At 70.9% G+C, this 26,310-nt stretch carries 21 protein-coding genes and 2 tRNA genes; 8 read left to right on the top strand and 15 right to left on the bottom strand.

Annotated features, from left to right (window positions below; all coding sequences use genetic code 11):
• Positions 1 to 255 precede the first annotated feature (255 nt).
• Positions 256 to 2,880, bottom strand: a complete 2,625-nt coding sequence (locus ACZ5ID_RS16675; RefSeq protein WP_468897966.1) for a valine--tRNA ligase — start codon at positions 2,878 to 2,880, stop codon at positions 256 to 258.
• 138 nt (positions 2,881 to 3,018) lie between these two features.
• Between ACZ5ID_RS16675 and ACZ5ID_RS16670 the strand changes: the two genes are divergently transcribed.
• A complete protein-coding gene (locus ACZ5ID_RS16670) occupies positions 3,019 to 3,963 on the top strand; it encodes a hypothetical protein (RefSeq protein ID WP_468897964.1) in 945 nt (314 codons plus the stop codon).
• Between the two features lie 85 nt (positions 3,964 to 4,048).
• Here the strand turns inward: ACZ5ID_RS16670 and clpX are convergent, their stop codons facing one another.
• The 5 genes from clpX to ACZ5ID_RS16645 all read right to left on the bottom strand — a co-directional run bounded on the left by clpX (position 4,049) and on the right by ACZ5ID_RS16645 (position 8,895).
• Complete coding sequence (gene clpX / locus ACZ5ID_RS16665) at positions 4,049 to 5,341, bottom strand: ATP-dependent Clp protease ATP-binding subunit ClpX (protein ID WP_067158960.1); 1,293 nt, start codon at positions 5,339 to 5,341, stop codon at positions 4,049 to 4,051.
• 157 nt (positions 5,342 to 5,498) lie between these two features.
• A complete protein-coding gene (locus ACZ5ID_RS16660; protein ID WP_101392375.1) occupies positions 5,499 to 6,161 on the bottom strand; it encodes an ATP-dependent Clp protease proteolytic subunit in 663 nt (220 codons plus the stop codon).
• Between the two features lie 94 nt (positions 6,162 to 6,255).
• On the bottom strand, positions 6,256 to 6,873 hold the full coding sequence (locus ACZ5ID_RS16655; RefSeq protein WP_467874866.1) for an ATP-dependent Clp protease proteolytic subunit: 618 nt from the start codon (positions 6,871 to 6,873) through the stop codon (positions 6,256 to 6,258).
• Positions 6,874 to 7,206: 333 nt separating this feature from the next.
• The gene (gene tig / locus ACZ5ID_RS16650) at positions 7,207 to 8,619 is read right to left on the bottom strand and encodes a trigger factor (protein WP_468897962.1); all 1,413 of its coding nucleotides are present in this window, start codon (positions 8,617 to 8,619) and stop codon (positions 7,207 to 7,209) included.
• Between the two features lie 199 nt (positions 8,620 to 8,818).
• Positions 8,819 to 8,895: transfer RNA gene (locus ACZ5ID_RS16645), tRNA-Pro, on the bottom strand.
• Positions 8,896 to 9,047: 152 nt separating this feature from the next.
• Here ACZ5ID_RS16645 and ACZ5ID_RS16640 point away from each other — a divergent pair.
• A tRNA-Gly gene (locus ACZ5ID_RS16640) sits at positions 9,048 to 9,121 on the top strand.
• Positions 9,122 to 9,192: 71 nt separating this feature from the next.
• On the opposite strand, the gene ACZ5ID_RS16635 is transcribed toward ACZ5ID_RS16640, so the two are convergent.
• The 5 genes from ACZ5ID_RS16635 to ACZ5ID_RS16615 form a co-directional block, all read right to left on the bottom strand.
• Positions 9,193 to 9,387: a hypothetical protein gene (locus ACZ5ID_RS16635; RefSeq protein WP_067159004.1), complete on the bottom strand. Its 195-nt coding sequence runs from the start codon at positions 9,385 to 9,387 to the stop codon at positions 9,193 to 9,195.
• A 128-nt stretch (positions 9,388 to 9,515) separates the two neighbouring features.
• Positions 9,516 to 9,974, bottom strand: a complete 459-nt coding sequence (locus tag ACZ5ID_RS16630) for an HD domain-containing protein (RefSeq protein WP_468897959.1) — start codon at positions 9,972 to 9,974, stop codon at positions 9,516 to 9,518.
• 5 nt (positions 9,975 to 9,979) lie between these two features.
• Positions 9,980 to 12,406 carry an ABC transporter permease gene (locus ACZ5ID_RS16625; protein WP_468897957.1) on the bottom strand — a complete coding sequence of 809 codons (2,427 nt, stop codon included), beginning with the start codon at positions 12,404 to 12,406 and terminating at the stop codon, positions 9,980 to 9,982.
• Positions 12,406 to 13,221: an ABC transporter ATP-binding protein gene (locus ACZ5ID_RS16620; protein ID WP_468897955.1), complete on the bottom strand. Its 816-nt coding sequence runs from the start codon at positions 13,219 to 13,221 to the stop codon at positions 12,406 to 12,408. The genes ACZ5ID_RS16625 and ACZ5ID_RS16620 overlap by 1 nt, the downstream gene beginning before the upstream one ends.
• Positions 13,222 to 13,368: 147 nt before the next feature.
• Positions 13,369 to 14,514, bottom strand: coding sequence for a PP2C family protein-serine/threonine phosphatase (locus tag ACZ5ID_RS16615; protein WP_406553562.1), 1,146 nt, complete (start codon positions 14,512 to 14,514; stop codon positions 13,369 to 13,371).
• Positions 14,515 to 14,622: 108 nt separating this feature from the next.
• On the opposite strand from ACZ5ID_RS16615, the gene ACZ5ID_RS16610 reads away from it, so the two are divergent.
• Complete coding sequence (locus ACZ5ID_RS16610; protein WP_468897953.1) at positions 14,623 to 15,852, top strand: GNAT family N-acetyltransferase; 1,230 nt, start codon at positions 14,623 to 14,625, stop codon at positions 15,850 to 15,852.
• An 18-nt stretch (positions 15,853 to 15,870) separates the two neighbouring features.
• Here the strand turns inward: ACZ5ID_RS16610 and ACZ5ID_RS16605 are convergent, their stop codons facing one another.
• Together ACZ5ID_RS16605 and ACZ5ID_RS16600 are read right to left on the bottom strand one after the other, a co-directional pair.
• A complete protein-coding gene (locus ACZ5ID_RS16605; protein ID WP_468897951.1) occupies positions 15,871 to 16,680 on the bottom strand; it encodes an Fpg/Nei family DNA glycosylase in 810 nt (269 codons plus the stop codon).
• A 9-nt stretch (positions 16,681 to 16,689) separates the two neighbouring features.
• The gene (locus tag ACZ5ID_RS16600) at positions 16,690 to 17,178 is read right to left on the bottom strand and encodes a ribose-5-phosphate isomerase (protein ID WP_468897949.1); all 489 of its coding nucleotides are present in this window, start codon (positions 17,176 to 17,178) and stop codon (positions 16,690 to 16,692) included.
• Positions 17,179 to 17,382: 204 nt separating this feature from the next.
• On the opposite strand from ACZ5ID_RS16600, the gene ACZ5ID_RS16595 reads away from it, so the two are divergent.
• On the top strand, positions 17,383 to 18,870 hold the full coding sequence (locus ACZ5ID_RS16595; RefSeq protein ID WP_468897947.1) for an amino acid permease: 1,488 nt from the start codon (positions 17,383 to 17,385) through the stop codon (positions 18,868 to 18,870).
• Here the strand turns inward: ACZ5ID_RS16595 and ACZ5ID_RS16590 are convergent.
• Positions 18,834 to 20,507 carry a protein kinase domain-containing protein gene (locus ACZ5ID_RS16590; protein ID WP_468897945.1) on the bottom strand — a complete coding sequence of 558 codons (1,674 nt, stop codon included), beginning with the start codon at positions 20,505 to 20,507 and terminating at the stop codon, positions 18,834 to 18,836. The two genes, ACZ5ID_RS16595 and ACZ5ID_RS16590, sit on opposite strands and share 37 nt — an antisense overlap.
• A gap of 147 nt (positions 20,508 to 20,654) precedes the next feature.
• Here ACZ5ID_RS16590 and ACZ5ID_RS16585 point away from each other — a divergent pair, with 147 nt between their 5' ends.
• Positions 20,655 to 21,443: a hypothetical protein gene (locus ACZ5ID_RS16585; protein ID WP_468897943.1), complete on the top strand. Its 789-nt coding sequence runs from the start codon at positions 20,655 to 20,657 to the stop codon at positions 21,441 to 21,443.
• Between the two features lie 94 nt (positions 21,444 to 21,537).
• On the opposite strand, the gene ACZ5ID_RS16580 is transcribed toward ACZ5ID_RS16585, so the two are convergent.
• Positions 21,538 to 22,137, bottom strand: a complete 600-nt coding sequence (locus ACZ5ID_RS16580) for a biotin transporter BioY (RefSeq protein WP_468897941.1) — start codon at positions 22,135 to 22,137, stop codon at positions 21,538 to 21,540.
• A gap of 279 nt (positions 22,138 to 22,416) precedes the next feature.
• On the opposite strand from ACZ5ID_RS16580, the gene ACZ5ID_RS16575 reads away from it, so the two are divergent.
• From ACZ5ID_RS16575 to ACZ5ID_RS16565, 3 genes are all read left to right on the top strand, one after another.
• Positions 22,417 to 23,859 (top strand): amino acid permease, encoded by a 1,443-nt coding sequence (locus ACZ5ID_RS16575; protein WP_468897939.1) that lies wholly within the window; start codon positions 22,417 to 22,419, stop codon positions 23,857 to 23,859.
• A gap of 182 nt (positions 23,860 to 24,041) precedes the next feature.
• Positions 24,042 to 25,445 (top strand): amino acid permease, encoded by a 1,404-nt coding sequence (locus ACZ5ID_RS16570; protein WP_468897937.1) that lies wholly within the window; start codon positions 24,042 to 24,044, stop codon positions 25,443 to 25,445.
• A gap of 156 nt (positions 25,446 to 25,601) precedes the next feature.
• A complete protein-coding gene (locus ACZ5ID_RS16565) occupies positions 25,602 to 26,243 on the top strand; it encodes a superoxide dismutase (protein WP_468897935.1) in 642 nt (213 codons plus the stop codon).
• Positions 26,244 to 26,310 lie beyond the last annotated feature (67 nt).

The following is a 26,310-nucleotide window of genomic DNA, read 5'->3' as shown; positions in this document are numbered from 1 at the left end:
CCCCCCCCCCCCCCCCCCCCCCCCCCCCCCCCCCCCCCCCCCCCCCCCCCCCCCCCCCCCCCCCCCCCCCCCCCCCCCCCCCCCCCCCCCCCCGCGACCGGCCACACACAGCCCGCAGACGGAAGAAGGGGGCGGGGCCCATGGCCCGACGTGGCGCGCCGGTGCCCGAGCCGGTCGGCCGGCCGACCGGGGAAGCGGCGGAGGGGCCCGGGACCGTAAGACGGTCCGGGGCCCCTCCACAGCACACAGCCCTCGCTACGCCTGCGGCAGACTCCCCAGCTGCGCCGTGATCCGCTCGATATCGGCCTCGGCCTTGGCCAGCCGCGTACGGATCTTGTCGACCACGTTGTCCGGCGCCTTCCCCAGGAACGCCTCGTTGCCGAGCTTGCCGTTGGCCTGCGCCTTCTCCTTCTCGGCCGCCGCGAGGTCCTTGGCCAGGCGCTTGCGCTCGGCCTCGACGTCGATCGTGCCGGACAGGTCCAGCGCCACGGTCGCACCCGCGACCGGCAGCGAGGCGGTGGCGTGGAAGCCCTCACCGGCCGGCTGGAGGCGGAGCAGCTGACGGATGGCCGCCTCGTGCGGGGCCAGCGCCGTACCGTCCAGGGTCAGCTCGGCCGGGACCTTCTGCCCCGGCTGGAGCCCCTGGTCCGAGCGGAACCGCCGCACCTCGGTGACGACCTGCTGGACGAGCTCGATCTCGCGCTCGGCGGCCTCGTCGCGGAAGCCGCTGTCGCTCGGCCAGTCGGCGATGACGAGCGACTCGCCGCCCGTCAGCGTCGTCCACAGGGTGTCGGTGACGAAGGGGACGACGGGGTGCAGCAGACGCAGGGTGACGTCCAGGACCTCGCCCAGGACCCGCCCGGAGACCTTCGCCGGCTCGCCACCCGCGAAGAAGGTCGTCTTCGACAGCTCGACGTACCAGTCGAAGACCTCGTCCCACGCGAAGTGGTAGAGGGCCTCGGACAGCTTCGAGAACTGGTAGTCCTCGTAGAGGCCGTCGACCTCGGCCACGGTCTTGTTGAGCCGCGACAGGATCCAGCGGTCGACCGCCGACAGCTGCTCGACGGGCGGCAGTTCGCCCTCGACGGTGGCGCCGTTCATCAGCGCGAAGCGCGTCGCGTTCCAGATCTTGTTGGCGAAGTTGCGGGACGCCTGGACCCAGTCCTCGCCGATCGGGACGTCGACGCCCGGGTTGGCGCCGCGCGCCAGGGTGAAGCGGACGGCGTCGGAGCCGTACGTGTCCATCCAGTCGAGCGGGTTGACCGCGTTGCCGAAGGACTTCGACATCTTCTTGCCGAACTGGTCGCGGACCATGCCGTGCAGGGCGATGGTGTGGAACGGCGGGGTGCCGTCCATCGCGTACAGACCGAACATCATCATCCGGGCGACCCAGAAGAAGAGGATGTCGTAGCCGGTGACCAGGACGGAGTTCGGGTAGAACTTCGCGAGGCTCTCGGTCTGCTGCGGCCAGCCCAGGGTGGAGAAGGGCCACAGACCCGAGGAGAACCAGGTGTCCAGGACGTCGGTGTCCTGGCGCCAGCCCTCGCCCGTCGGAGGCTGCTCGTCCGGGCCGACGCAGACGATCTCGCCGTTCGGGCCGTACCAGACGGGGATGCGGTGGCCCCACCACAGCTGGCGCGAGATGCACCAGTCGTGGAGGTTGTCGACCCAGTCGAAGTACCGCTTCTCCATCTCCTGCGGGTGGATCTTGACCTTGCCGTCGCGGACCGCGTCACCGGCGGCCTTCGCGAGCGGGCCGACCTTGACCCACCACTGCATCGACAGACGCGGCTCGATGGTGGTCTTGCAGCGCGAGCAGTGGCCGACCGAGTGGGTGTACGGGCGCTTCTCGGCGACGATCCGGCCGTCGGCGCGCAGCGCGGCGACGATGGCGGAGCGGGCCTCCAGCCGGTCCAGGCCCTGGAAGGGGCCGTGGACGGTGATGACCGCGTGCTCGTCCATGACGGCGAGGTTGGGCAGGCCGTGGCGCTGGCCGATCTCGAAGTCGTTCGGGTCGTGCGCCGGGGTCACCTTGACGGCGCCGGTGCCGAACTCGGGGTCGACGTGCTCGTCCGCGACGACCGGGATACGGCGGCCGGTGAGCGGCAGCTCGATCTCGGTACCGACGAGGTGCTTGTACCGCTCGTCCTCGGGGTGGACCGCGACGGCCGTGTCACCGAGCATCGTCTCGGCGCGGGTGGTGGCGACGACGATGGACGCGTCCCCGTCCCCGTACCGGATGGAGACGAGCTCGCCGTCGTCGTCCTGGTACTCGACCTCGATGTCCGAGATCGCCGTCAGACAGCGCGGGCACCAGTTGATGATGCGCTCGGCGCGGTAGATCAGCTCGTCGTCGTAGAGCTTCTTGAAGATGGTCTGGACGGCCTCGGACAGGCCCTCGTCCATGGTGAACCGCTCACGCGACCAGTCGACACCGTCACCGAGGCGGCGCATCTGGCCGGAGATCTGGCCACCGGACTCGCTCTTCCACTGCCAGACGCGCTCGATGAACGCCTCCCGGCCGAGGTCGTGACGGGACTTGCCCTCCTTCGCGAGCTCACGCTCGACGACGTTCTGGGTGGCGATGCCCGCGTGGTCCATGCCCGGCTGCCACAGCGTCTCGTAGCCCTGCATGCGCTTGCGGCGGGTGAGGGCGTCGATCAGCGTGTGCTCGAAGGCGTGGCCCAGGTGCAGGCTGCCGGTGACGTTGGGCGGCGGGATGACGATGGTGTACGGAGGCTTGTCGCTCTTGGCGTCCGCCTCGAAGTAACCGCGCTCCACCCAGCGCTCATACAGCTCCCCCTCTACCTGGGCCGGCGCGTACTGGGTCGGCAGTTCGGTCGTGGGCGCTGGATTCTGCTGCTGAGTGTTCTCGGTCACGGGGTCAGTTTAGGGGTGTCACCGGCCGGTACTGAAACGGGAATCTTTGGTAACGGTCGGCCCCCCGATGCGGTGTGTGGGCGGGCCGTCCGCGAGGATGTCGGGATCGGATAAGCATCCCTAGGGGGAACACCAGCAATGAGCTACAACCAGCCGGGCCCGTACGGCGGCCAGCCCCAGCAGCCCGGCCCGTACGGTCAGCAGCCGCCTCAGCAGCCCTACGGCCAGCCCCAGCCCGGCTACGGCTACCCGCAGCAGCCCCCGCAGGGCGTCCCGCCGCAGCAGGGCTACGGCTACCCGACCCAGCAGCCCCAGTACGGCCAGCAGCCGCCGTACGGCGCCCCGATGCCGCCGCCGCCCGCCCCGGCCAAGAAGAAGACGGGCCTGATCATCACGGCCGCCGTGGTCGCGATCGCGGCGGTCGGGGGTGGCGTGTACTTCATGACGAAGGGCTCGGGCGGCGACAACAGCGACGTGTCGGCGAGCACCAAGGGTTACAAGCTGGTCGCGCCCGATGCGGTCGGCGAGTACCAGAAGGCCCCGTCGTCCTCGGCCGACAACGAGTTCACGGCCAAGGACAAGTCGAAGTCCGAGGCCATGGGGATCAAGGACCCCGCGCAGGTGAGCGCCCAGTACAAGGCCGGTGACCCCAAGAACCCGATGGCCGGGAAGATGCTGATGCTCAAGGGTGTCTACGGCGAGATCAGCGACCCGTCGAAGACTCTCGACGCCGCATTCGCGAAGATGCAGCAGGGCAGCGACGAGGACAAGAAGAAGGGCAGCGACGACGGTCTGAAGGCCGAGCTGATCGGCAGCCCGAAGGCAGTCAAGCCCGCCGGCTTCTCGGGCGCTCTCATGAAGTGCCAGAACGTCAAGTTCACCAACACCAAGCCGGCCGCGACCAGCCAGGGACTGAAGACCTTCGAGGTCCCGGTCTGCATCTGGGCCGACTACAGCACCGTTGGCGTCGTCGAGAACGTCGACGTGGCGCAGATCCTGGGCACCGGCGGCGCGGCCATGCCCACCGACCAGGTCGCCGATCTCGCCGCGAAGCTCTACAACACCGCGCGCGTGAAGAAGTAGCCGCGCGTCGCCGCGGGAACACCAGGGCGCCCGGCCGGTTGGGTCTCCAACCGGCCGGGCGCCCTTCCCGTACGTACTCCGAGCGCTACGCGCTCTTCTCGTGCCGCCCGTCGTTCTTCACGATGCGCGGCTCGCGCGGGACCAGCGTCGGGTTGACGTTGTTGTGGACCACGTCCGACGTGATGACGACGCGGGCCACGTCCTTGCGGGACGGGACCTCGTACATCACCGACATCAGGACTTCCTCCATGATCGCGCGCAGACCGCGCGCCCCGGTGCCGCGCAGGATCGCCTGGTCGGCGATGGCCTCCAGGGCGGGGCGGTCGAAGTCCAGCTCCACGCCGTCGAGTTCGAACAGGCGCTGGTACTGCTTGACCAGCGCGTTGCGCGGCTCGACCAGGATCTGGAGGAGCGCCTCGCGGTCCAGGTTGTGGACGGAGGTCAGGACGGGGAGGCGGCCGATGAACTCGGGGATCATCCCGAACTTCACCAGGTCCTCCGGCATGACCTCCTGGAACTGGTCGCTCGCCTCGATCTCCCGCTTGGAGCGGATCGTCGCGCCGAAGCCGATGCCCTTCGCGCCGGCCCGGGACTCGATGATCTTCTCCAGGCCCGCGAAGGCACCGCCCACGATGAACAGCACGTTCGTCGTGTCGATCTGGATGAACTCCTGGTGGGGGTGCTTGCGCCCGCCCTGGGGCGGCACCGAGGCCGTGGTGCCCTCCAGGATCTTGAGCAGGGCCTGCTGGACGCCCTCGCCGGAGACATCGCGCGTGATCGACGGGTTTTCGCTCTTCCGGGCGACCTTGTCGATCTCGTCGATGTAGATGATGCCCGTCTCGGCCTTCTTGACGTCGTAGTCGGCGGCCTGGATGAGCTTGAGCAGGATGTTCTCGACGTCCTCGCCCACGTACCCCGCCTCCGTCAGCGCCGTCGCGTCCGCGATGGCGAACGGGACGTTCAGCATCCGGGCGAGGGTCTGCGCGAGGAGGGTCTTGCCCGAGCCGGTGGGGCCGAGCAGCAGGATGTTGGACTTCGCCAGCTCGATGGCGTCGTCACGGCCCTGCGCGCCGCCGTTCTCGCCGGCCTGGACGCGCTTGTAGTGGTTGTAGACCGCTACGGAGAGCGCCTTCTTGGCGGGCTCCTGGCCCACCACGTAGCTCTCCAGGAACTCGTAGATCTCGCGCGGCTTGGGCAGTTCCTCCCACCGCACCTCGGAGGACTCCGCGAGTTCCTCCTCGATGATCTCGTTGCAGAGATCGATGCACTCGTCGCAGATGTACACACCGGGGCCTGCGATGAGCTTCTTCACCTGCTTCTGGCTCTTGCCGCAGAACGAGCACTTGAGCAGGTCGCCGCCATCACCGATGCGTGCCACGAGGTGCTTCCCCTTCGCCTGGGAGACGCCACGTTCAGCGGCTCCTGGTGCCTCATATCCGACGGTACCTTGCCTGGCCCCCCGTTCGGGCCCCCCTTGGCGCGGTTCACTTCGACGGGGACCGTCGGGTGCGCCGCGCCAGGGGCTTCCGGCTGCGTCAGGCAGCCGCGGCCGACGTCGTCTTCCGGGTCGACACGATCTGGTCGACCAGGCCGTACGCCAGGGCGTCCTCGGCGGTGAGGATCTTGTCCCGCTCGATGTCGTCCCGGATCTTCTCGATGGGCGTGGTGGAGTGCTTGGCGAGCATCTCCTCCAGCTGGCTGCGCATGCGCAGGATCTCGTTGGCCGCGATCTCCAGGTCGGAGAGCTGCTCGCGGCCGGTCTGCGAGGACGGCTGGTGGATCAGCACGCGCGCGTTCGGCAGGGCCATGCGCTTGCCGGGGGTGCCCGCGGCGAGCAGCACGGCGGCGGCGGAGGCCGCCTGGCCCATGCAGACGGTCTGGATGTCGGGCTTCACGAACTGCATCGTGTCGTAGATGGCCGTCAGGGCCGTGAACGAGCCGCCGGGGCTGTTGATGTAGATCGAGATGTCGCGGTCCGGGTCCATCGACTCCAGGCACAGCAGCTGCGCCATGACGTCGTTGGCGGAGGCGTCGTCGATCTGCACGCCGAGGAAGATCACGCGCTCCTCGAACAGCTTCGCGTACGGGTCGTACTCGCGCACGCCCTGCGAGGTGCGCTCGACGAAGCGCGGCACGATGTAGCGGTTGTCCACCTGCGGGCCGGTGTAGAGGCCGCTTGCGGAGAGGTTGTTCTGCATGTCGGGGTTCACCATCCTGGTGGCGTTCGGGGGGCTCGGGGGCTTCGGGGCCGGGGCTGGGGTCCCCGGCTCGCTCGGAGCCGGGGGACGGGGCTCAGGCCCCGGTGCCGCCGCCGCCCGGAACACCGGCCGCGTGGGCCATGATGTCGTCGATGAGGCCGTACTCCTTGGCCTCCTCCGCCGTGTACCAGCGGTCGCGGTCGCCGTCGCGGATGATCGTCTCGACCGTCTGGCCCGAGTGGCGGGCGGTGATCTCCGCCATGCGCGTCTTCGTACGCAGCAGGTACTCGGCCTGGATCTTGATGTCCGAGGCGGTGCCGCCGATGCCGGCGGAGCCCTGGTGCATCAGGATGTCGGTGTTCGGCAGGGCGAAGCGCTTGCCGGCGGCGCCGCCGGTGAGCAGGAACTGGCCCATCGAGGCCGCCATGCCCATACCGATCGTGACCACGTCGTTCGGGATGTACTGCATGGTGTCGTAGATCGCCATGCCGGCCGTCACCGAGCCGCCGGGGCTGTTGATGTAGAGGTAGATGTCCTTCTCCGGCTCGGCGGCCAGGAGGAGCAGCTGCGCCGTGATCTTGTTCGCGATGTCGTCGTCGACCTGCTGGCCGAGGAAGATGATGCGCTCGTTGAGCAGCCGGTTGTAGACATGGTCGCCGAGGCCACCACCGAGGGACGGCTCGCCGGCGGCGTAAGGCATCAGATTCGTCACGTATCCACCTGCTCGTCTCTGACGGCTTCAACCGTCTCAGCGTCTTCGTTCAGAGGGCGGGGCCTTCGGGGCCGACTCGTCACCGGCTGACTCCACCCCCGTATTCATGGACCCTAACGCGCAGGTAGGACAACGCCATCCCGGTTCCCGAACTGTTCGCTCGGAGCGCAAGGTGGTTGAAGCGCGGGGCCGTGCGGATCCGGCCACGGGAGGGGCCCGGGCGGCTGCGGCGCGGGTACGCGGAAGGGCCCGGACGCGGCTGCGTCACGGGCCCCTCCGTACGTACGTCGTACGTGGTCAGGCGGTGCCTGCCGTACGAGGTCCGGCCGAGGCTCAGGCCTCGGTCTTCTCCTCGGCGTCGGCGTCGGCGGCGGCCTCCACGGCCTCCGTCTCGCCGGCCTCGCCGGCCTCGGCGGCCTCGGCGGCCTCGTCCTCGTCGTCCTCCAGGTCGACGACCTCACCGTTGGTGTCGACCACCTTGGCGGACTCGACGACCACGGCCAGCGCCTTGCCGCGGGCGACCTCGCCGACGAGCATCGGCACCTGGCCGCCCTCGACGACGGCCTGGGCGAACTGGTCGGGGGACATGCCGGAGGAGGCGGCACGGCGCACCAGGTGCTCGGTGAGCTCCTCCTGGTTGACGTTCAGCTTCTCCTTGTTGACGAGCTCGTCGAGGATGAACTGCGTCTTGATGCCCTTGACGGCCGCTTCCTCGGTCTCGGCGTCGAACTCTTCCTGCGTCTTGCCCTGGATCTCCAAGTACTTGGCGAGGTCGAGGCCCATCTGGCCGAGCTGGTGGTGCTCCAGGTTGTGCTTGCGCGTCTGGATCTCGTCCGCGAGGAGCTTCTCGGGGATCGGCACCTCGGTGATCTTCAGCAGCTCGTCGAGCACGCGCTCCTGGGCCTGGGTGGCCTGGTCGAACTGCTTCATGTTCTCGAGGCGCTTGCGGCTGTCGGCCTTGAGCTCGTCGAGGGTGTCGAACTCCGAGGCGAGCTGCGCGAAGTCGTCGTCCAGCTCCGGCAGTTCACGCGCGGCGACCTGGGTGACCTTGACGGTGACCTCGGCGTCCTTGCCCTCGGCCGAGCCGCCCTTGAGCTGGGAGGTGAAGGTGGCCTCGCCACCGGCCTCCAGGCCCTTGACGGCCTCGTCGATGCCGTCGAGGAGCTCGCCGGAACCGATGGTGTACGAGACACCCTCGGCGACGCCGTCCTCCAGGACCTCGCCGTCGACCTTGGCCTCCAGGTCGATCGTCACGACGTCGCCGTCCTGGGCGGCGCGCTCGACCGGGGAGGTCGAGGCGAAGCGCTCACGCAGGTCGGAGACGGCCTTCTCGACGTCCTCCTCGGAGACCTCGACGGCGTCGACGGTCACCTCGATGCCCGAGTAGTCCGGGATCTCGATCGTCGGACGGATGTCGACCTCGGCGGTGAAGTTCAGCGTCTCGCCGTCCTTCAGCTCCGTGATGTCGACCTCGGGCTGGCCGAGCGGGTTCAGCTCGGCCTCGTTGACCGCCTCGGTGTAGAACTTCGGGAGGGCGTCGTTGACGGCCTCCTCCAGCACAGCACCACGGCCGAACCGCTGGTCGATGACGCGGGCCGGGATCTTGCCCTTGCGGAAGCCCTTGACCGTGACCTGCTGGTTGATCTTCTTGTACGCCGCGTCGAGGCTGTCCTTGAGCTCCTCGAAGGGCACCTCGACAGTGAGCCGAACCCGGGTCGGGTTCAGGGTCTCCACGGCGCTCTTCACGGTTCGGTCTCCTTGTGGCTGACTTCTGGGGGGTTCTACCCGGTGGCCGACGGCCGCGGGCGGATCGGGCCCGGTTCATCGGATTCATCAGACACACGGGCACGCAGCTTGCATAGTAACCGCAAGCGGGATGCCACCCACAATGTGATCTTGTGCGCGGGAATCGTGTAAGGCGCACTCGGAAGATCGTGCGAGGCGCTGGTCGGGGTGGCGGGATTTGAACCCACGGCCTTCCGCTCCCAAAGCGGACGCGCTACCAAGCTGCGCCACACCCCGTCGGTGCGACACGTAGGGTACATGCCCGCGAGGAATCCGTAGGCCGCTTTCCACGGCGGGCCGCGCGGCCGGACGCGGTGTGCGCGCGCGGGGGGTGACCCGCTACGATGCTCTTCGTGCCGCGGTCGTTCCCGACCTGCGGCGCGGCGCACGCGGGCGTAGCTCAATGGTAGAGCCCTAGTCTTCCAAACTAGCTACGCGGGTTCGATTCCCGTCGCCCGCTCCACAGCCCTCGGGCCCGGTGACCAGGTCACCGGGCCCGAGGTGTTTCCCGGGTCCCGGGCCCGGACGGCCGGCTCAGAACTTGATCTGGTTGATCGTGTCCGCGAGCGAGTTCAGGAAGCGCTGTATCGACGGCGCCATTCCGGTCGACGCCATGAAGAAACCGAAGAGCGCGGCGACTATGGCCGGGCCGGTCTTGATGGAGCCGCCGCGGATCATCACCACGAGGACGATCGCCAACAGCAGCACCACAGACAGTGAAATGGCCACAACTGATCACACCCTTGGTCGGTCCGCCTTGCCGGCCCGGAGTGTGCCGCCGAGCACACCCCGCAGGGTCCATCGTGCCACCAACACCCCTCCAGGTCCTGCCGCCTGACACATAGCCAAGGTATGCATCACCCCAAACGTGCGTGCGGGTCCGGGAGTTCCAGGAGGGCGCGGGCGGTGGCGTACTTGCGGGTGAGGCGGGACCGGGTCGCCGGGTCGAGGGCGGCGAGGCGGGCCGGGTCCGCGTTGTGGGCCAGGTCCGCCTCCTTGACCAGCAGCGCGCCCGGGGTGGCGAGGATCCTGGCCGTGTAGGCCCGAAGGTCCTCGCCGGGCTCCTTGGTGAGCGCCCTCACCATCTCCCGCACCCCGGGCGCGAGTTCCGTCTCCTCCAGCCAGCCCGGCGGCAGGGCCCCGTCCTCCACCGCGTCGTGCAGCCAGGCCGCCGCGATCTGCGCCTCGCTGCCGCCCCGCGCGCGTACGCCCTCGGCCACGGCCGCCAGGTGTTCGGTGTAGGGGCGGCCCGCCTTGTCGGTCTGGGCGGCGTGGGCCGCCCGGGCGACGGCCTCGACCTCGGGGAGTGTGAGCATGCGGTTCAGCGTAGGGCCGCCCGCGCCGGGAGCGCCGTGCAGGCGAGGCCCAGGCCCAGGATTCCGGCGGCGAACGAGCCGTACAGGACGGGCGGGATGTACGGGTTCTCGCCGGTCAGGCCGTTGGTCATCGGGAAGAGGGTGGCCAGCGCGATCGCCGTGCCGAGCACCAGCCCCGCCGAGGTCACCAGCAGCGCCTCCCAGCGGATCATGCCCAGCACCTGGCGGCGGGTGGTGCCGATCAGGCGCAGGGTGCCGAGCTCGCGGCGGCGGTCCAGCACGGTCATGACCAGCGTGTTCGCCGCCGCGATGGCCGCGAAGCCGCCGAGGACCGCCGCCATGGTGGTGTTGGCCCAGGCGTTCAGCTCGCGGTCCAGGCTCTTGGCCGTGGCGTAGCCCGCCGCGTCCGTGACCGTGCCGAGCGGTGCCAGCGCGGCGGCGCGGACAGGGCCCTTGAGGAGGAGTTCCGTGGGGGCGCGCACGGTGGTGGTGTGGGGCGCCAGGTCGCTCTGCGGGAGGGTCACCCGGGACAGGCCCAGGCCCCTCGCGTACGTGGCCACGACCGTCGGGGAGGCCTTGGCGCCGTCGGGCAGGACGAGGGCGACGCGCCGGCCCACTCGGGTCCCCAGGTCGTCGGCGAGGGCCTGGTCGAGGGCGACCGTGCCGGGCCGCAGGGCGTCCAGGGAGCCCGTGCGCACGCCCGGGTCCTGGACGCGGGCCAGGTCGGCGCCGGTGCCGGTGAAGCCCTGGGTGGTGGCGGACTGGAGGGCGCCGCCGGAGTGGACCAGCACGGACGTACGGGTCAGGCCCACCGCCGTGGCGACGCCCGGGGTCGCCTTCGCCCGCGCCACGGCGTCCGTGGCCAGGCCGTCCGGGCCGGTGACCACCCGGTCCGCGACGAGGCCCGCCCGCTGCTGCTTCCCGGCGACACGGTCCTCGCTGGTGTGCAGGAAGACGAGGGTGGAGGAGAACGCCATCGCCAGCACGATCGGGGTGATCGCGGAGGCCAGCCGGCGGGCGTTGGTACGGGAGTTGGCCGCCGCGAGCGAGGCCGGGGCGCCCGCCGCGCGCAGCGGCAGCCCGAACAGTCCCGCGCAGGCGCGGGCGATCAGCGGGCCGAGCAGCGCCACCGCCAGCATGAACAGCATGACGACGCCCAGGGCCGCGTTGGCGGCGTCCTCGCCCTTCTCGGCGGCGGCCACACCCGAGAGCGCGATGCCGCCGCCCAGGGCCGCAACCCCGAGCGGGGTGCGGATCCAGCCGGCCCGCAACCGCTCCACCGACGCGTCCCGCAGGGCCTCGCCGGGCTTGACGCGCGAGGGGCGGCGGGCCGCCAGGTAACCGGAGAGCAAGGAGGTCAGCACGGCCGCGCCGGCCGCCGCCGCCAGCGGGATCCACGACACCGAGAGCTCCACGGCCCGCGGGACCGCGCCCTTGTCGCGGAGCTGGCCGAACCACCAGGTCGCCAGCGCCACGCCCGGCAGACAGCCGAGCGCCCCCGCGAGCGGGGCGACGAGCAGGGTCTCGGTGGCGATGGTGCGCCGGATCTGGCGCGGGGTGGCGCCGATGGCGCGCAGCAGGGCGTACTCGCGGCGGCGCTGGCCGACCGAGAGGGTGACGGTCCCGGCGGCGGTGAAGACGGCGACGGCCGTGGCCATGCCGCCGAAGGAGCCGCCGAGCGCGGTCAGCATCTCCTTGGCGTAGGCCAGACCCGGGGTCTCGACGGCGCCCCGGTCGTCGCCGGTGTGGACCTCGGCGGCGTCCCCGAGCCGCTGGGCGACCCGGGTGGCGAGCGCGGAGGCGCTGACGCCCGGCCAGGGCAGCACCGCGATGGCGTCGGCCTTGCCGGGGTGTCCGGAGAGGGCGAGGGCCTGGGTGTCGGCGAACCACACTGTGCCGGGGCTGCTGGTGGTGCCGGACACCGTGAACTGCCGGTTACCGGACGGGGTGTCGACGCTCACGCGCTGTCCGACTCCCGTGCCGTCCCCCGTCACCACCTGGCCGGTACGGGGCGGGGTGCCGGAGGTGAGCTTCGTACCGGTGAAGGCGGTCGAGCCCCACCCGTGGGCGGTGCCGCGCGTCTGTCCCACGCGTACGGGAAAGGAGACGTCCGCGATGGCGGCGGCTGCGCCGGGGGCCGAGGCCGCGCGGGCGGTGAGGGCGGCGTCGAGGCGGGCCTTGTCGGGCAGCGCGACGGACTCGGTCTCCCGGTTCTCGCCGCTGCCGCTGGTGTAGTGGGCCCGCTGGTCGGCGGCGGCGACGACGGGGGCACCCGCGTACCGCTCGGCCGGGACGGAGGCACGCACGCCGGTCTCCAGGAGGATGCCGCACGCGGAGACGATCATCGCGGCCATGAACAGGGCGATGAACGTCCCGGCGAACGCGGAGGGCTTGAAGCGGAGCGCCGCGCGGGCGAGGCCGTTGCCGCGCATCAGGCCGCCGTTCCGGCGTGGGCGGGGGTGGGCCGGGCGGTCAGGGTGCGCATCCGGGAGGTGATGTCCGCCGCCGAGGCGCGGGTGAGCGCGTCGACGATCGATCCGTCCGCGAGGAAGAGGACCTGGTCGGCGTAGGCGGCGGCGCCGGGGTCGTGGGTGACCATGACGACGGTCGCGCCCATGCCGTCCACGGCCGTCCGCAGCAGGGTCAGCACCTCGGTGGCCGTCGTGGTGTCCAGGGCGCCCGTGGGCTCGTCCGCGAAGACCACGTCCGGGCGGGTCACCAGCGCGCGGGCGATCGCCACGCGCTGCTGCTGCCCGCCGGAGAGCTCGCCGGGCCGTCGCCGGCCCTTGCCCGCGAGGCCCACCTGCCCGAGCAGTTCCTCGGCCCGGCGCCGGTCCGGGCGCCGCCCCGCGAGCCGCATCGGCAGCACCACGTTCTGCTCGACCGTCAGCGACGGCAGCAGGTTGAAGGCCTGGAAGACGAAGCCGAGGCGGGCCCGGCGCAGTTCGGTCAGCCTGTTCTCGCTCATCCCGGTGATCTCGGTCCCGCCGAGCCGCACCGACCCGTCGGTGGGCCGGTCGAGCCCCGCCGCGCACTGGAGGAACGTCGACTTGCCCGAGCCGGAGGGCCCCATCACCGCCGTGAAGCTGCCGCGCCGGAGCCGGATGTCGATGCCCCGCAGGGCGTGCACGGCCGAGCCGCCGCGCCCGTACTGACGCCGCACCCCGCGCAGCTCGACGGCCCAGCCGGGGTCGCCCTCGGCGCCCTCGACCGGTGTTGCCCGCCGCTTGCTCCGTCGCAGTGCCATCGTCTTCGGCCTCTCCTCGTCCGTACGTTTCCGATACGTCGAAGCTACGGATCGAGGCAGGTCGGGGACCATGGCGGCTCCCGGCGGACCGGGGGTGGGGAAAGCCCTACCCCCGTGCTGGAGCCGGCCCGTCCATGACGGGCGACCTCATGCGTCCCGTCTGATCAGGAGCAGGGCGCGGTCGTCGTTGACGTCCTTCGCGACCGCCTCGATCAGATGCCAGGCCGCGCCCTCGAAGCCGGTCGTGACATAGCGGTCGGCCTCGCCCGTGAGGCGGTCGATGCCCTCCGCGATGTCGCGTTCGGCCGTCTCGACGAGTCCGTCCGTGAACAGCATCAGGACGTCGCCGGGCCCGAGTGAGCCCTTCACGGGGTGGAACTCGGCCCTGTCGTACACCCCGAGCAGCGGCCCCTCCCCCGACACCTCGCGCCAGCGGCCGGAGCCCGCCTGGAGGTGGAGCGCGGGGAGGTGTCCGGCGGAGAGCAGCTCGTAGTCGCCGGAGTCCAGGTCCAGGACGAGGTGGATGGAGGTGGCGAACCCCTCGTCCCAGTTCTGCCGGAGCAGATAGCCGTTGGCGGCCGGCAGGAAGCCGTGCGGCGGGAGCGAGCCGAGGAGGCCGCCGAACGCGCCGGACAGGAGCAGCGCGCGCGAGCCGGCGTCCATGCCCTTGCCGGAGACGTCGGTGAGGACGACTTCGAGGGTGCGGTTGCCGTTGGTCCGGGCGGCCACGACGAAGTCGCCGGAGAAGGACTGGCCGCCGGCCGGGCGCAGCGCCATCTCGCGGTGCCAGCCGCGCGGCAGCCGCGGCAGCGCGGACTGCACGCGGATACGTTCACGCAGGTCGAAGAGCATGGTGCCGCCGCGCCGCCAGGGCACGCCGACGCGGGCCCGGAACTGGGCGATGAGCAGCCCGAAGAGGCCGCACGCGGCGACCACCAGGACCGTGCCGGGGGTGACCCGGGCGGGGCCCTCGGTATACGGGCCGAGCTGGACGGATTCCACGATCAGCGCGAGGGCGGCGGCGGCGTACAGACCGAGCAGGCTGGCGGGGCGGAGCAGGACGCCGCCCGCGACGATGGGGAGGGTGAGAGCGCTGGGGGCGCACCAGACCGGTGAGGCGAGTGTGGCGCCGGCGATCGCGGGCACGGTGAGGAGGAGGCCCACGAGGGCGATCCAGTCCGAGCCGTCGCCGCGGAAGTAGTCGACTCCCGATTTGCGCAGCGCGATGCGTGCCCGGTGCGCGGACTTGCGCCATCGGGCACTGAACGAATCCGCTCCCACGCGACGTGCCATTGCCGGTGACCCTATCCAGCGAACGCGCGCGTGCGCAGGGGGACCCCCTGTGGCAATGCGTTCGAAATCGGGTCGACCGGATGTCATACGCGCTGGTAGTCATGGCGTATGACTGTGGATGTACGTGTACTGGACCCGGCCGACTTCGACGAGTGGTACACGGCGGTGGAGCGGGTGTTCGGGGCTGTCCCGGAGGAGCCGGAGCTGGAGGCGTTCTGGGACACCGTGATCGATCGGAAGCGGTGTCTGGCGGCGTACGAGGGGGCGCGCGTCGTCGGGACGACGCAGACCTTCGCGCTCTCGGTGGAGGTCCCGGGGGGCGGGTTCGTGCCGACCGGGGCGATCAGCGCGGTGGGCGTCGCGGCGACGCACCGGCGCAGGGGGATCCTCCGGTCGCTGATGCGGGCGCAGCTCGACGTGGTGCGCGAGGAGGGCCTGTCGCTCGCCGTGCTCACGGCGTCCGAGCCGGGCATCTACGGCCGGTTCGGGTTCGGCCTCGCCACCCAGCAGCTGGCGCTGGAGATCGACTCCTCGCGGGTGCGGGTGGAGGTCCCCGGCGGCGGGGACGACGTGACCCTGCGGTACGTGCCGGTCGCCGAGGCGGCTTCGGTGTGCGAGGAGGTCTACGGGCGCGCGGCGGGTAAGCGCGCGGGCCGGTTCCTGCGTACGCCGGGCTGGGAGCGGCATCCGCTGCTCGACCCGGCGGGAGCGCGGGACGGGGCGTCGCCGGCGCAGTGCGTGCTCGCCTCGCGGGACGGGGAGGCCGTCGGGTACGTCCGCTTCCACACCAAGCCGGTGTGGGACGCGGCGGGACCCAAGGGGACAGTGACGCTGCGGGACATCGGCGCGGACGATCCGGCCGCGTACGCCGCGCTGTGGCGGTTCCTCTGCGGCATCGACCTGATGTCGACGGTGAAGGCGGGCAACCGTCCGGTGGACGACCCGCTGCTGCACCTCGTCTCCGATGTGCGGCGGTGCGGGGCGCGGGTGCGGGACGGGATGTACGTACGGCCGGTGGACGTCGGGGCGGCGCTGGCGTCCCGGACGTACTCCGCGCCGGTGGACGTGGTGTTCGAGGTGTCGGACGCGTTCTGCGGGTGGAACGCGGGGCGGTGGCGGCTGAGCGGGGACACCAAGGGGGCGGTGTGCTCGCGCACGACGGACGCGGCCGATGTGGCGCTGTCCGTACGGGAGTTGGGCGCGGCGTACCTGGGCGGCCCGTCCCTCGGCTCGCTCGCGGCGGCCGGGCACGTCAGGGAGGTGCGGGAGGGGGCCCTGCGGGAGGCGTCGGTGGCGTTCACGACACCGGTGGCGCCGTGGCTGCCGCACGGGTTCTGATTCTGGCGGTGGGCTGAGTCAGGCGGTCTGGCAGCCGGGGCACCAGAACAGGTTCCGTGCCGCCAGGTCCGCCGTGCGGATCTCCGTCCCGCACACGTGGCACGGCAGGTGCGCCCGCCGGTACACGTACACCTCGCCCCCGTGGTCGTCCACCCTCGGCGGTCGTCCCATCGCCTCGGGGGTGTGCTCCGGACGCACCGTGTCGATGCGGTTCAGCCGCACCCCCTCCCGCATCAGCGCCACCAGATCCGCCCAGATCGCGTCCCACTCGGAACGCAGCACGTCACGGCCTGCCCGGTAGGGGTCCACCCCGTGGCGGAACAGGACCTCCGCCCGGTACACGTTCCCGACCCCGGCGATCACCTTCTGGTCCATCAAGAGCGCCGCGATCGTCGTCCGGCTCCGCGAGATCCGCGACCACGCCTTCTCGCCGTCGTCGTGGGGGCGCAGCGGGTCCGGCCCCAGGCGGTCGTGTATCGCCCGCTTCTCGGGGTCGGTGATCAGCGCGCAGGTCGTGGGGCCGCGCAGGTCCGCGTAGCCGGTGGCGTCGGTGAGGCGCAGACGGATCGTCTCCGTCGGCGGGGGCGGCGGGCCGTCGCCCAGCGCGTACTTCCCGAACAGGCCCAGGTGGACGTGGACCCAGCCCACCCCGCCGAAGCCCAGGAAGAGGTGTTTGCCGTGCGCCTCGGCGGACGTCAGCACCTGGCCGTCGGCGAGGGCCGCCCCGTCCGAGAACTTCCCCTGCGGGCTCGACGCGCGCACGCGACGGCCGCCGAACCGCTCCCAGTGGTCGGCGGCCAGCCGGTGGATCGTATGGCCCTCGGGCATCGGGCCGGGTCAGCCCTGCTGCGGGTGGTGCGCGGGGATCGGCGGGAGCTCGCCCGTCGTCTCGTACGCGGACAGCATCTCGATACGGCGCGTGTGGCGCTCCTCGTCCGAGTACGGCGTGCTGAGGAACACCTCCACGAACTTGGTCGCCTCCTCCCGGGTGTGCATCCGCCCACCGATGGAGATCACGTTCGCGTTGTTGTGCTCACGGCCCAGCGCCGCCGTCTGCTCGCTCCAGGCCAGGGCCGCCCGTACGCCCTTCACCTTGTTCGCGGCGATCTGCTCACCGTTGCCGGAGCCGCCGATCACGATGCCCAGCGAGTCCGGGTCCGCGGCCGTCTTCTCGGCGGCGCGGAGACAGAACGGCGGGTAGTCGTCCTGGGCGTCGTAGATGTGGGGACCGCAGTCGACGGCCTCGTGGCCATGGGCCTGGAGCCACTCGACCAGGTGGTTCTTGAGTTCGTATCCGGCATGGTCTGAACCGAGGTACACGCGCATGCCCCCGAGTGTGGCATGCGATCCGCCGGGCAGGGTTCATCGGGGTGAGGGCCCCCGCCACGGCGCCCGATGACCTTGTTCCTCCCGGCTTGTGCCGTTGTGCCCCTCATCACGATTCGGAGTCAGGCCTTCCGTACCTGGGAGTACCGGGCTTCAATGCGTTGGTTCGTAACCCGAGCGACCCTTAGACCTAAGGATTCGTCCATGACCTCGCAACCCTCCCTTGCGAAGGAAGACGGCCGACCGGGCGATCCCGGAACGCCCGACTCCCCCGTCGTCGGCGCCCCGCACGGCTCCAACGGCCTCCAGGCCGGTCTCAAGAACCGTCATCTGTCGATGATCGCCATCGGCGGTGTCATCGGCGCCGGGCTCTTCGTCGGCTCCAGCTCCGGCATCGCCGCCGCCGGTCCCGCCATCCTGCTCTCGTACGCGCTCGTCGGCCTGATGGTCGTCTTCGTCATGCGCATGCTGGGCGAGATGGCCGCCGCACGGCCGACCTCCGGCTCGTTCTCCGCCTACGCCGACCGGGCGCTCGGCCGCTGGGCCGGCTTCTCCATCGGCTGGCTCTACTGGTTCTTCTGGGTCGTGGTGCTCGCCGTCGAGGCGACCGCCGGGGCGAAGATCCTGCACGGCTGGGTCGGGGCGGTCCCGCAGTGGGGCTGGGCACTGATCGTGATGATCGTGCTGACCGCCACCAACCTCGTCTCCGTCTCCTCGTACGGCGAGTTCGAGTTCTGGTTCGCGGGGATCAAGGTCGTCGCCATCGGCGCCTTCGTCGCCATCGGGCTGCTGGCCGTCTTCGGCATACTTCCCGGCTCGGACAACCCCGGAGACGGGTTCGCGCATCTGACCGATGCCGGCGGATTCATGCCGAAGGGCGCCGGGGCCGTCCTGACCGGTGTGCTGATGGTCGTCTTCTCCTTCATGGGCAGCGAGATCGTCACGCTGGCCGCCGGTGAGTCCGAGGACCCGCGGCGGGCCGTCACCAAGGCCACCAACAGCGTGATCTGGCGTATCGGTGTCTTCTACCTCGGCTCGATCCTCGTCGTGCTCACCCTGCTGAAGTGGAACGACCCGGCGATCGTCAAGGACGGCTCGTACGTCGCCGCGCTCAACTCGATCGGCATCCCGCACGCCGGGCAGATCATGAACGTGATCGTGCTGACCGCGGTGCTGTCCTGTCTCAACTCCGGCCTGTACACGGCCTCCCGTATGGCCTTCTCGCTCGGCCAGCGCGGTGACGCGCCGCGCGCCTTCGCCCGTACCAACGCGCGGGGCGTGCCGCAGGCGGCCATCCTCTGCTCGGTCCTCTTCGGGTTCGTCGCGGTCTTCTTCAACTACAAGTGGCCCGACACCGTCTTCGACTTCCTGCTGAACTCCTCGGGCGCGGTCGCGCTCTTCGTGTGGCTGGTCATCTGCTTCACGCAGCTGCGGATGCGCGGGATCATCCTGCGCGAGACGCCGGAGAAGCTGACGGTCAAGATGTGGCTCTTCCCGTACCTCACGTGGGCGACGATCGCGATGATCTCGTTCGTGCTGGTGTACATGCTGACGGACGACGCCGGGCGCAAGCAGGTGCTGCTGTCGCTGCTGGTGGCGGCCGTGGTCGTGGCCATCGCGCTGGTACGGGACTTCACCCGGCGCGGCGCCGTCGCTCAGAGCGGTGTGAAGGACGAGGTCACCGCGGAGTAGGTGCGCAGGGCTTCGTCCTCGGTGGCGGCGAGGTACCAGATGTTGAGCTGGTACGACTTGCCGCCCTCGTCGAAGCCCGTCTGGCGGGCCTTCCAGGGGGCGCCGTCCTGAGTGAAGTAGTAGTCCCAGACGACGGCCGGCCGGCCGTCGAAGGTGGTCCGCTCCAGCCGGATGGCGCGGTAGCCCGGGACGTCGTGGGAGCCCTGTTCGGCCTGCTGCCACTGGGTGAGGAGATCGCCGCCGCGTACGAGTGCGTACGAGGCGGCGATCTCCTGTTTTCCGCCGGGGGCGTGGTAGTGGATGTTGGAGGGGCTCTTGGCGGTCCGCGTCCACGCGGCGGGGGGCGCCCAGGCGAAACCGGTTTCGCTGCGGGTGCCGGGGGGACGGGAGGTGCCCGCGACGGTGGGGGTGGATGTCGCGGCCGGGGCGGGGTGGTCCTGGTGGTGGGTGGTGGTCAGGACGAGGGTGGTGGTCGCGGCTGCGGCGGTGACGGCGAGGGCGGCGGCGAGGGCGGTACGGCGGCGGATCCCCCACCCGGCCCCTAAGCCCTGGGCGGACGTCCGGGGGCCGGTCTGCGGCCGATTCCCCGGGGCCCGGCCCCGGAACCCCCACGCGGGGGCTTCGCCCCCCGAACCCCGCTCGGGGCTGTGTCCCGGGCCCGGTGGGGGTGCCTCCGGTGCGGGCGGAGGCTGGTCCGCCGGTGCTTCACCCCCCTCGGGGCTCCGCCCCGCACCCTCCCCCGGCGCCGGGCGCGGCGGTTCCGGCGGGGTCGCGTACACCGCCACCGTGGGGGGATGCGGGCTCGGGGACAGGACCGTCGGCGGAGCCGCCGTCGGGAGCAGGAGCGTCGCGAGGGCGTCCAGGTCCGGGCGGCGGGCGGGGTCCTTGACCAGGAGGGACGACAGGGCGGGAGCCAGCGGGCCCGCCTCGGGCGGGAGTTCGGGCTCCTCGTACAGGACCGCGTGCAGCGTCGCCAGGGTCGTCTCACGGGCGAACGGGGACCGGCCCCCCACCGCCGCGCACAGCGTCGCCCCGAGGGACCACAGGTCCGACGCGGGGCCCTGGGGGCGTCCCCCCACCCGTTCCGGCGCCATGTAGTCCGGCGAGCCGACCAGCATCCCCGCCACCGTCAGCGCCGTCGCGTCCTGGATCGCCGCGATGCCGAAGTCGGTCAGGACCACCCGGCCGGTCCGGGCCAGCAGGACGTTCCCCGGCTTGATGTCCCGGTGCAGCACTCCCACCGCGTGCACCTCCCGCAGCGCCTCCACCAGGCCCAGGCCGATCCGCGCCGCCTCACGCGGGGCCACCGGGCCGTCCTCGATGAGGAGTTGCTCCAGGGAGCGCGCGTCCACCAGTTCCATCACGATCCAGAGGCGGTCGGACTCCTCCACCACGTCATGGACGCGCACCACGTTCGGATGGTCGATCCGGGCCGTCGCCCGCGCCTCGCGCAGGGTGCGTTCGCGGCGGATGCGGCTGTCCTCGGCGTCGAGATCTCCCATCCGCATCTCTTTCACGGCGACCTGGCGGTCGAGGATTTCGTCGAACGCCCGCCATACGCGCCCCATTCCGCCCTGGCCGATCGTGGCGTCGAGCCGGTATCGCCCCGCGACCAACAGCCCCCGGATTCCCGGCATTACCGCCCGCCCCCTCAGTACCTGGCGCACCCAGGACAGAAACACGAACTTGCCACCATCACAGCATAATTCCGCGAAATCTTGTGGGACCCTTCTCAGCACTGCTCTCAGTACATCGGCCGCTCAACTCGGCTGAGGGGGATGGAAATGCGTTCGAAGAAACACCGGGGATCTCTGGCCGCCGGACTTCTCGCCGGGGCGCTGTTATTGCCCTGGGGGGCGGTCGCTCACGCGGCCGATCCGACACCCGGCAGTGACCAGGGCGGATCGCCGGGGCCCAGCGCTCCGGCCGGGCTCGGGATCTCCACCGAACTGCCGAAGGAAATCAGGGTCGCCCATTCCTCCGGGAAGACCGCGCTCACCGCGAAGATTCTCAACAAGGGCACCAAGGACACCGGCCGTATCACCCTCACCGTCCTCGGCCTGGACGGTATGCGGATCACCGGCGTCGACGGATGCGCCACCGTCCCCGAGAACAAACTGCCGAAAGGGACGAACACCGGATTCGCCTGCGCCATCGACAACTTGGGCGCCGGCGCCGACAAATCGTTCACCATCGCGGCCACTTATGATCTGAACAGGACCGGGAAGATCTGCCTGCCCGTCACCGAAGGCACCGAAGGCGCCGGCGGGAAACTGCTGTGGCAGCAGGGGCCGGTCCCGTTCGGTACGACCCGGCCTACCCCCAACGCCCCGGACACCCCGCTGCTGCTCGGCACCGACAACGTGCCGGCCGCGCCGCCCGGCGCCTCCGCGAGCCCCTCCCCGACCGCACCTGGCACCCCCTCCCCCGCTCCGCCCGCCCAACTGCCCAGGACCGGCGTCAACGACGGCATCCTGCCGCTGCTCGCCGCCGCCTGCCTGCTCCTCTTCGTCGGCTCCACCGGCATCTGGTGGGCCAACAGCCGCCATCACCACCGCAGGCGTATGCGCTGAGGGACGAGGACCAGGACGCGGACGTACCTAGGGCCCGGTCGCGCTCGTCGCGCGGCCGGGCCCCTCTGCGTCGTACCGGATGCGGTCGTACCGGTTACTTGCGGCCCACGAACTTCCACGCCGTCGGCAGCGCCCCCATGGCCAGCGCCGCCTTCAGCGCGTCCCCGAGCAGGAACGGCGTCAGACCGAGCGCCACCGCGCGCGTCAGGGACACGTCGGCCGAGGCCGCCAGGTACGGCACGCCCACCGCGTAGATGATCGCCGAGCCCAGCACCATCGTGCCCGCCGTGCGCAGCACCGAGCGGTCGCCGCCGCGGCGGGCCAGCGCGCCCACGACGGTGGAGGCGAGCAGCATGCCCAGGACGTAGCCGAAGGACGCGCCGCCCGCGCCCGAGGTGCCGCCCGCGAACCACGGCATTCCGGCCATGCCGATCAGCGCGTACAGCCCGAGCGAGAGGAAGCCGCGGCGGGCGCCGAGCGAGGTGCCGACCAGCAGCGCCGCGAAGGTCTGGCCGGTGACGGGGACCGGGGAGCCCGGGACGGGCACCGCGATCTGGGCGGCCAGGCCGGTGAGCGCCGCGCCGCCGAGGACCAGGACGGCGTCCCGGGTGCGGGCGCCGGGCAGCAGGTCGGCGAGGACCTTGCCGGTACCTCCGGTGCGGGGTGCGGCAGGGGCAGTGACAGTGGTGGCCATCGTGGGCTCCGCGGGTTCGGGGACGGGCAGCGAGATACATGCAAGGGACACGGTGACGTTAGCCGAGGGATTCTCGCTGGATCACCATCAGCGGCCCACAAAGCGGCGGTTGGGGCCTTGGTGGAGATCGCACAAAGGCCGGACTGCTTCCGTCCGACGGGGTGACTCTCGTCACTGCGCCGATGAGGAGTACGTACGGTTTTGCGGATCCGGCGCGGACTCGGGGAGACTGTAGGTTCCCCATAAACGATCAGTCGCTGATCCGAGAGAACGAGCGCCATGCACGACGGCAAGACCACGGCCGGGGCCACCGCCGCCGACACCGCCTCGGTGGAGCCCGAGCCGCTGTCCCACGGGCTGAAGCAGCGCCATCTGACCATGCTGGGCCTGGGCGGGGTGATCGGCGCAGGTCTCTTCGTGGGGTCGGGCGCCGGGATCGCGGTGGCGGGGCCGGGGATCGTCGTCTCGTATCTCATCGCGGGCGCGATCGCCATGCTGGTGATGCGGATGCTCGGGGAGATGTCCTCGGCCATGCCGGCGTCCGGTTCGTTCTCGGTGCACGCCGAGCGGGCCCTCGGGCGGTGGGCCGGGTTCAGTGTGGGCTGGCTCTACTGGTTCCTGCTCGTCGTCGTGCTCGCGGTGGAGGCGACCGGCGCGGCGCAGATCGCCCACGGGTGGGTGCCGGGGATGCCGCAGTGGGCGTGGGTGCTGGTGTTCATGGTGGTGTTCACCGTGGCGAATCTGGCGGCCGTGAAGAACTTCGGCGAGTTCGAGTTCTGGTTCGCCGCGCTCAAGGTCGGCGCGATCGTCCTGTTCCTGGTCCTGGGGCTGCTGGCGGTCTTCGGGGTGCTGCCGGACACCGATCCGGTCGGGTTCGCCAACCTCACCGGGCAGGGCGGTTTCCTGCCCAACGGCTGGGACGGCGTGGTCTCCGGGGTCCTCGCGGTGATCTTCGCCTTCGGCGGCCTGGAGGTCGTCACCATCGCGGCGGCCGAGTCGGACGACCCGGTGCGCGCGGTCGGGCGCGCGGTGCGCAGCGCGGTGTGGCGCATCCTCTTCTTCTATGTCGGCTCGATGCTGGTGATCGTGACCCTGCTGCCGTGGGGTTCGATGCGGCCGGGGCACAGCCCGTACGTCGCGGTGCTCGACTCCATCGGTGTCCCCGGCGCGGGGCAGATCATGAACGTGGTCGTCTTCGTGGCCCTGCTCTCGGCGCTCAACGCCAATCTGTACGGCTCGTCCCGGATGGTCTTCTCGCTGGCCGAGCGCGGTGAGGCGCCGAGGGGGCTGCTGAAGGTGTCGGGCGGCGGGGTGCCCCGGCGCGCGGTGCTGGCGTCGGTGGCCTTCGGGTTCGTCTCGGTGCTGCTCAATCTGGAGTGGCCCGACTCGGTCTTCCTCTACATGCTCAACGCGGTCGGCGCGGTGCTGCTGTTCGTCTGGGGTCTGATCGCCGTCTCGCAGCTGCGGTTGCGCCGGCGGATCGAGCGCGAGGCCCCGGAGCGGCTGACCCTGCGGATGTGGGCCTTCCCGTGGCTCACCTGGGCGGCGCTCGCGGCGATGGCGGCGGTGCTGGTGCTGATGCTCTTCGACGACGGGGCCCGGCCCCAGCTGCTGTGGTCGGCGGGTGCGACGGCCGTGGTGCTGGCCGTCGCTCTCGTACGGGAGTGGCGGGCGCGGGCCGAATCCGGCGGTCCGTCGGCCGACCGATCGTCAGGTCGGTAGTTACGGGCGGGTTTGGCGGGACCCACGAGGCCGGAGGTGCGCATTCCGTGTGCGACTTGTGCGCAGGGCTTCACGCTGTGTGAGTCGAGTGTCCGGATAGCGGTCTGGTGTTCCCTCTGAGCGGAGCCGCCTCCAGACTGTGGCTCCCGCCCCCCGTCTCAGCTACTGAACAGGGCCTGCCCATGTCCCGGACAAACGCGCCCGCGACGACCGACGCGCCGCCGAAGGTCGACTCCCCTCTCACCCACGGTCTCAAGCAGCGCCATCTCTCGATGATCGCCCTCGGCGGCGTCATCGGCGCCGGGCTCTTCGTCGGCTCCGGCGCGGGCATCGCCGCCGCGGGGCCCTCCATCGTCCTCGCCTACGGCATATCCGGCGCGCTCGTCATGCTGGTGATGCGCATGCTGGGCGAGATGTCGGCGGCCAACCCCGCCTCCGGTTCCTTCTCCGTGCACGCCGAGCGGGCCATCGGGCCCTGGGCCGGTTTCACCGCCGGCTGGTCGTTCTGGGTGCTGCTCTGTGTGGCGGTCGGCCTGGAGGGGATCGGCGCCGCGAAGATCGTCACGGTCTGGCTGCCCGGTACGCCGGAGTGGGCCTGGGTCGCGCTCTTCATGCTGGTGTTCACCGCCACCAACCTCGCGGCCGTGAAGAACTTCGGCGAGTTCGAGTTCTGGTTCGCCGCGCTCAAGGTCGCGGCCATCACCCTCTTCCTCGTCCTCGGCCTGCTCGCCATCCTCGGCGTCCTGCCGGACACCCCCGCCCCCGGCACCTCGAACCTCACCGGCGAGGGCGGGTTCCTGCCCAACGGCTCCGAGGGCCTGGTGCTCGGACTGCTCGCCTCCGTCTTCGCGTACGGCGGCCTGGAGACGGTGACGATCGCCGCGGCCGAGTCCGAGAAGCCGGTGCAGGGCGTGGCCCGCGCGGTGCGTACGGCGATGTGGCGCATCGCGGTCTTCTACATCGGCTCGATGGCGGTCATCGTCACGCTGGTGCCGTGGAACGACAAGACCGTGGTGGCGAAGGGCCCGTACGTGGCGGCCCTCGACCACCTGGGCATCGACGGCGCCGGGCAGATCATGAACGTGGTCGTCCTGGTGGCCCTGCTCTCCGCGATGAACGCCAACATCTACGGCGCCTCGCGCATGGCGTACTCGCTGGTCGAGCGGGACCAGGGCCCCAAGGCGCTCGGCCGGATCTCCGGCGGTGTGCCGCGCGTCGGGGTGCTGTGCTCCTCGGTCTTCGGCTTCGGGTGCGTGCTGCTGAGCTACTGGCGGCCGGACGACGTCTTCCCCTGGCTGCTGAACATGATCGGCGCGGTGATCCTGGTGGTCTGGATCTTCATCGCCGTCTCCCAGCTGCTGCTGCGCCGGCGCACCGAGCGCGAGACGCCGGAGAGGCTGGTGGTGCGGATGTGGCTGTACCCGGGGCTGACCTGGGTGGCGCTCGCCGCGATGGCCGCGATCTTCGTCCTGATGGCCCGCCAGTCCGACACGCGGGACCAGCTGATGGCGACCGGTGTGCTGACCGTGGTCCTGGCCGTGCTCGGGTACGTCCGGCAGCGGATGGCGGCCCGTCCGGCGGCCTGAACCCGCGCCCCTTCGCCGGAAGAGCCCCGCGTCCGGAGGTCCGAGACCTCCGGACGCGGGGCTTTTCGCTGGGCCTCCTCGACTACGGCCATATGTATCTGCTGATAGCGTGCACTTGCATATCAGTTGCAACAAGCAGTCGGAGGGGCTTCGGACATGGCCATCTACACGCTTCCTGAACTTCCGTACGACTACGCCGCGCTCGAACCCGTCATCAGCCCGGAGATCATCGAGCTGCACCACGACAAGCACCATGCGGCGTATGTGAAGGGCGCGAACGACACCCTGGAGCAGCTCGCGGAGGCTCGCGACAAGGACGCCTGGGGCTCGGTCAACGGTCTGGAGAAGAACCTCGCGTTCCACCTCTCCGGCCACATCCTGCACTCCATCTACTGGCACAACATGACCGGTGACGGCGGCGGCGAGCCGCTGGAGAAGGACGGCGTGGGCGAGCTGGCGGACGCCATCGCCGAGTCCTTCGGCTCCTTCGCCAAGTTCAAGGCCCAGCTGACCAAGGCGGCGGCGACGACGCAGGGTTCGGGCTGGGGCGTCCTCGCGTACGAGCCGGTCAGCGGGCGTCTCGTCGTCGAGCAGATCTACGACCACCAGGGCAACGTCGGCCAGGGCTCCACCCCGATCCTGGTCTTCGACGCCTGGGAGCACGCCTTCTACCTCCAGTACAAGAACCAGAAGGTGGACTTCATCGAGGCGATGTGGCGCGTCGTCAACTGGCAGGACGTGGCGAAGCGTTACGCCACCGCCAGGACCGCCGGGAACACCCTGCTGCTGGCCCCCTAGGGACCCCGTGTCGTCCTGCTCGTGATCGTCTTCTCACCTTTCACGTGCGGGCGGAAATACGGACGGC

Source organism: Streptomyces sp. NPDC031670, assembly GCF_055580545.1.
The sequence above is the reverse complement of the archived record's forward strand: the minus strand, read 5'-3'. Positions and strand labels throughout refer to the sequence as shown.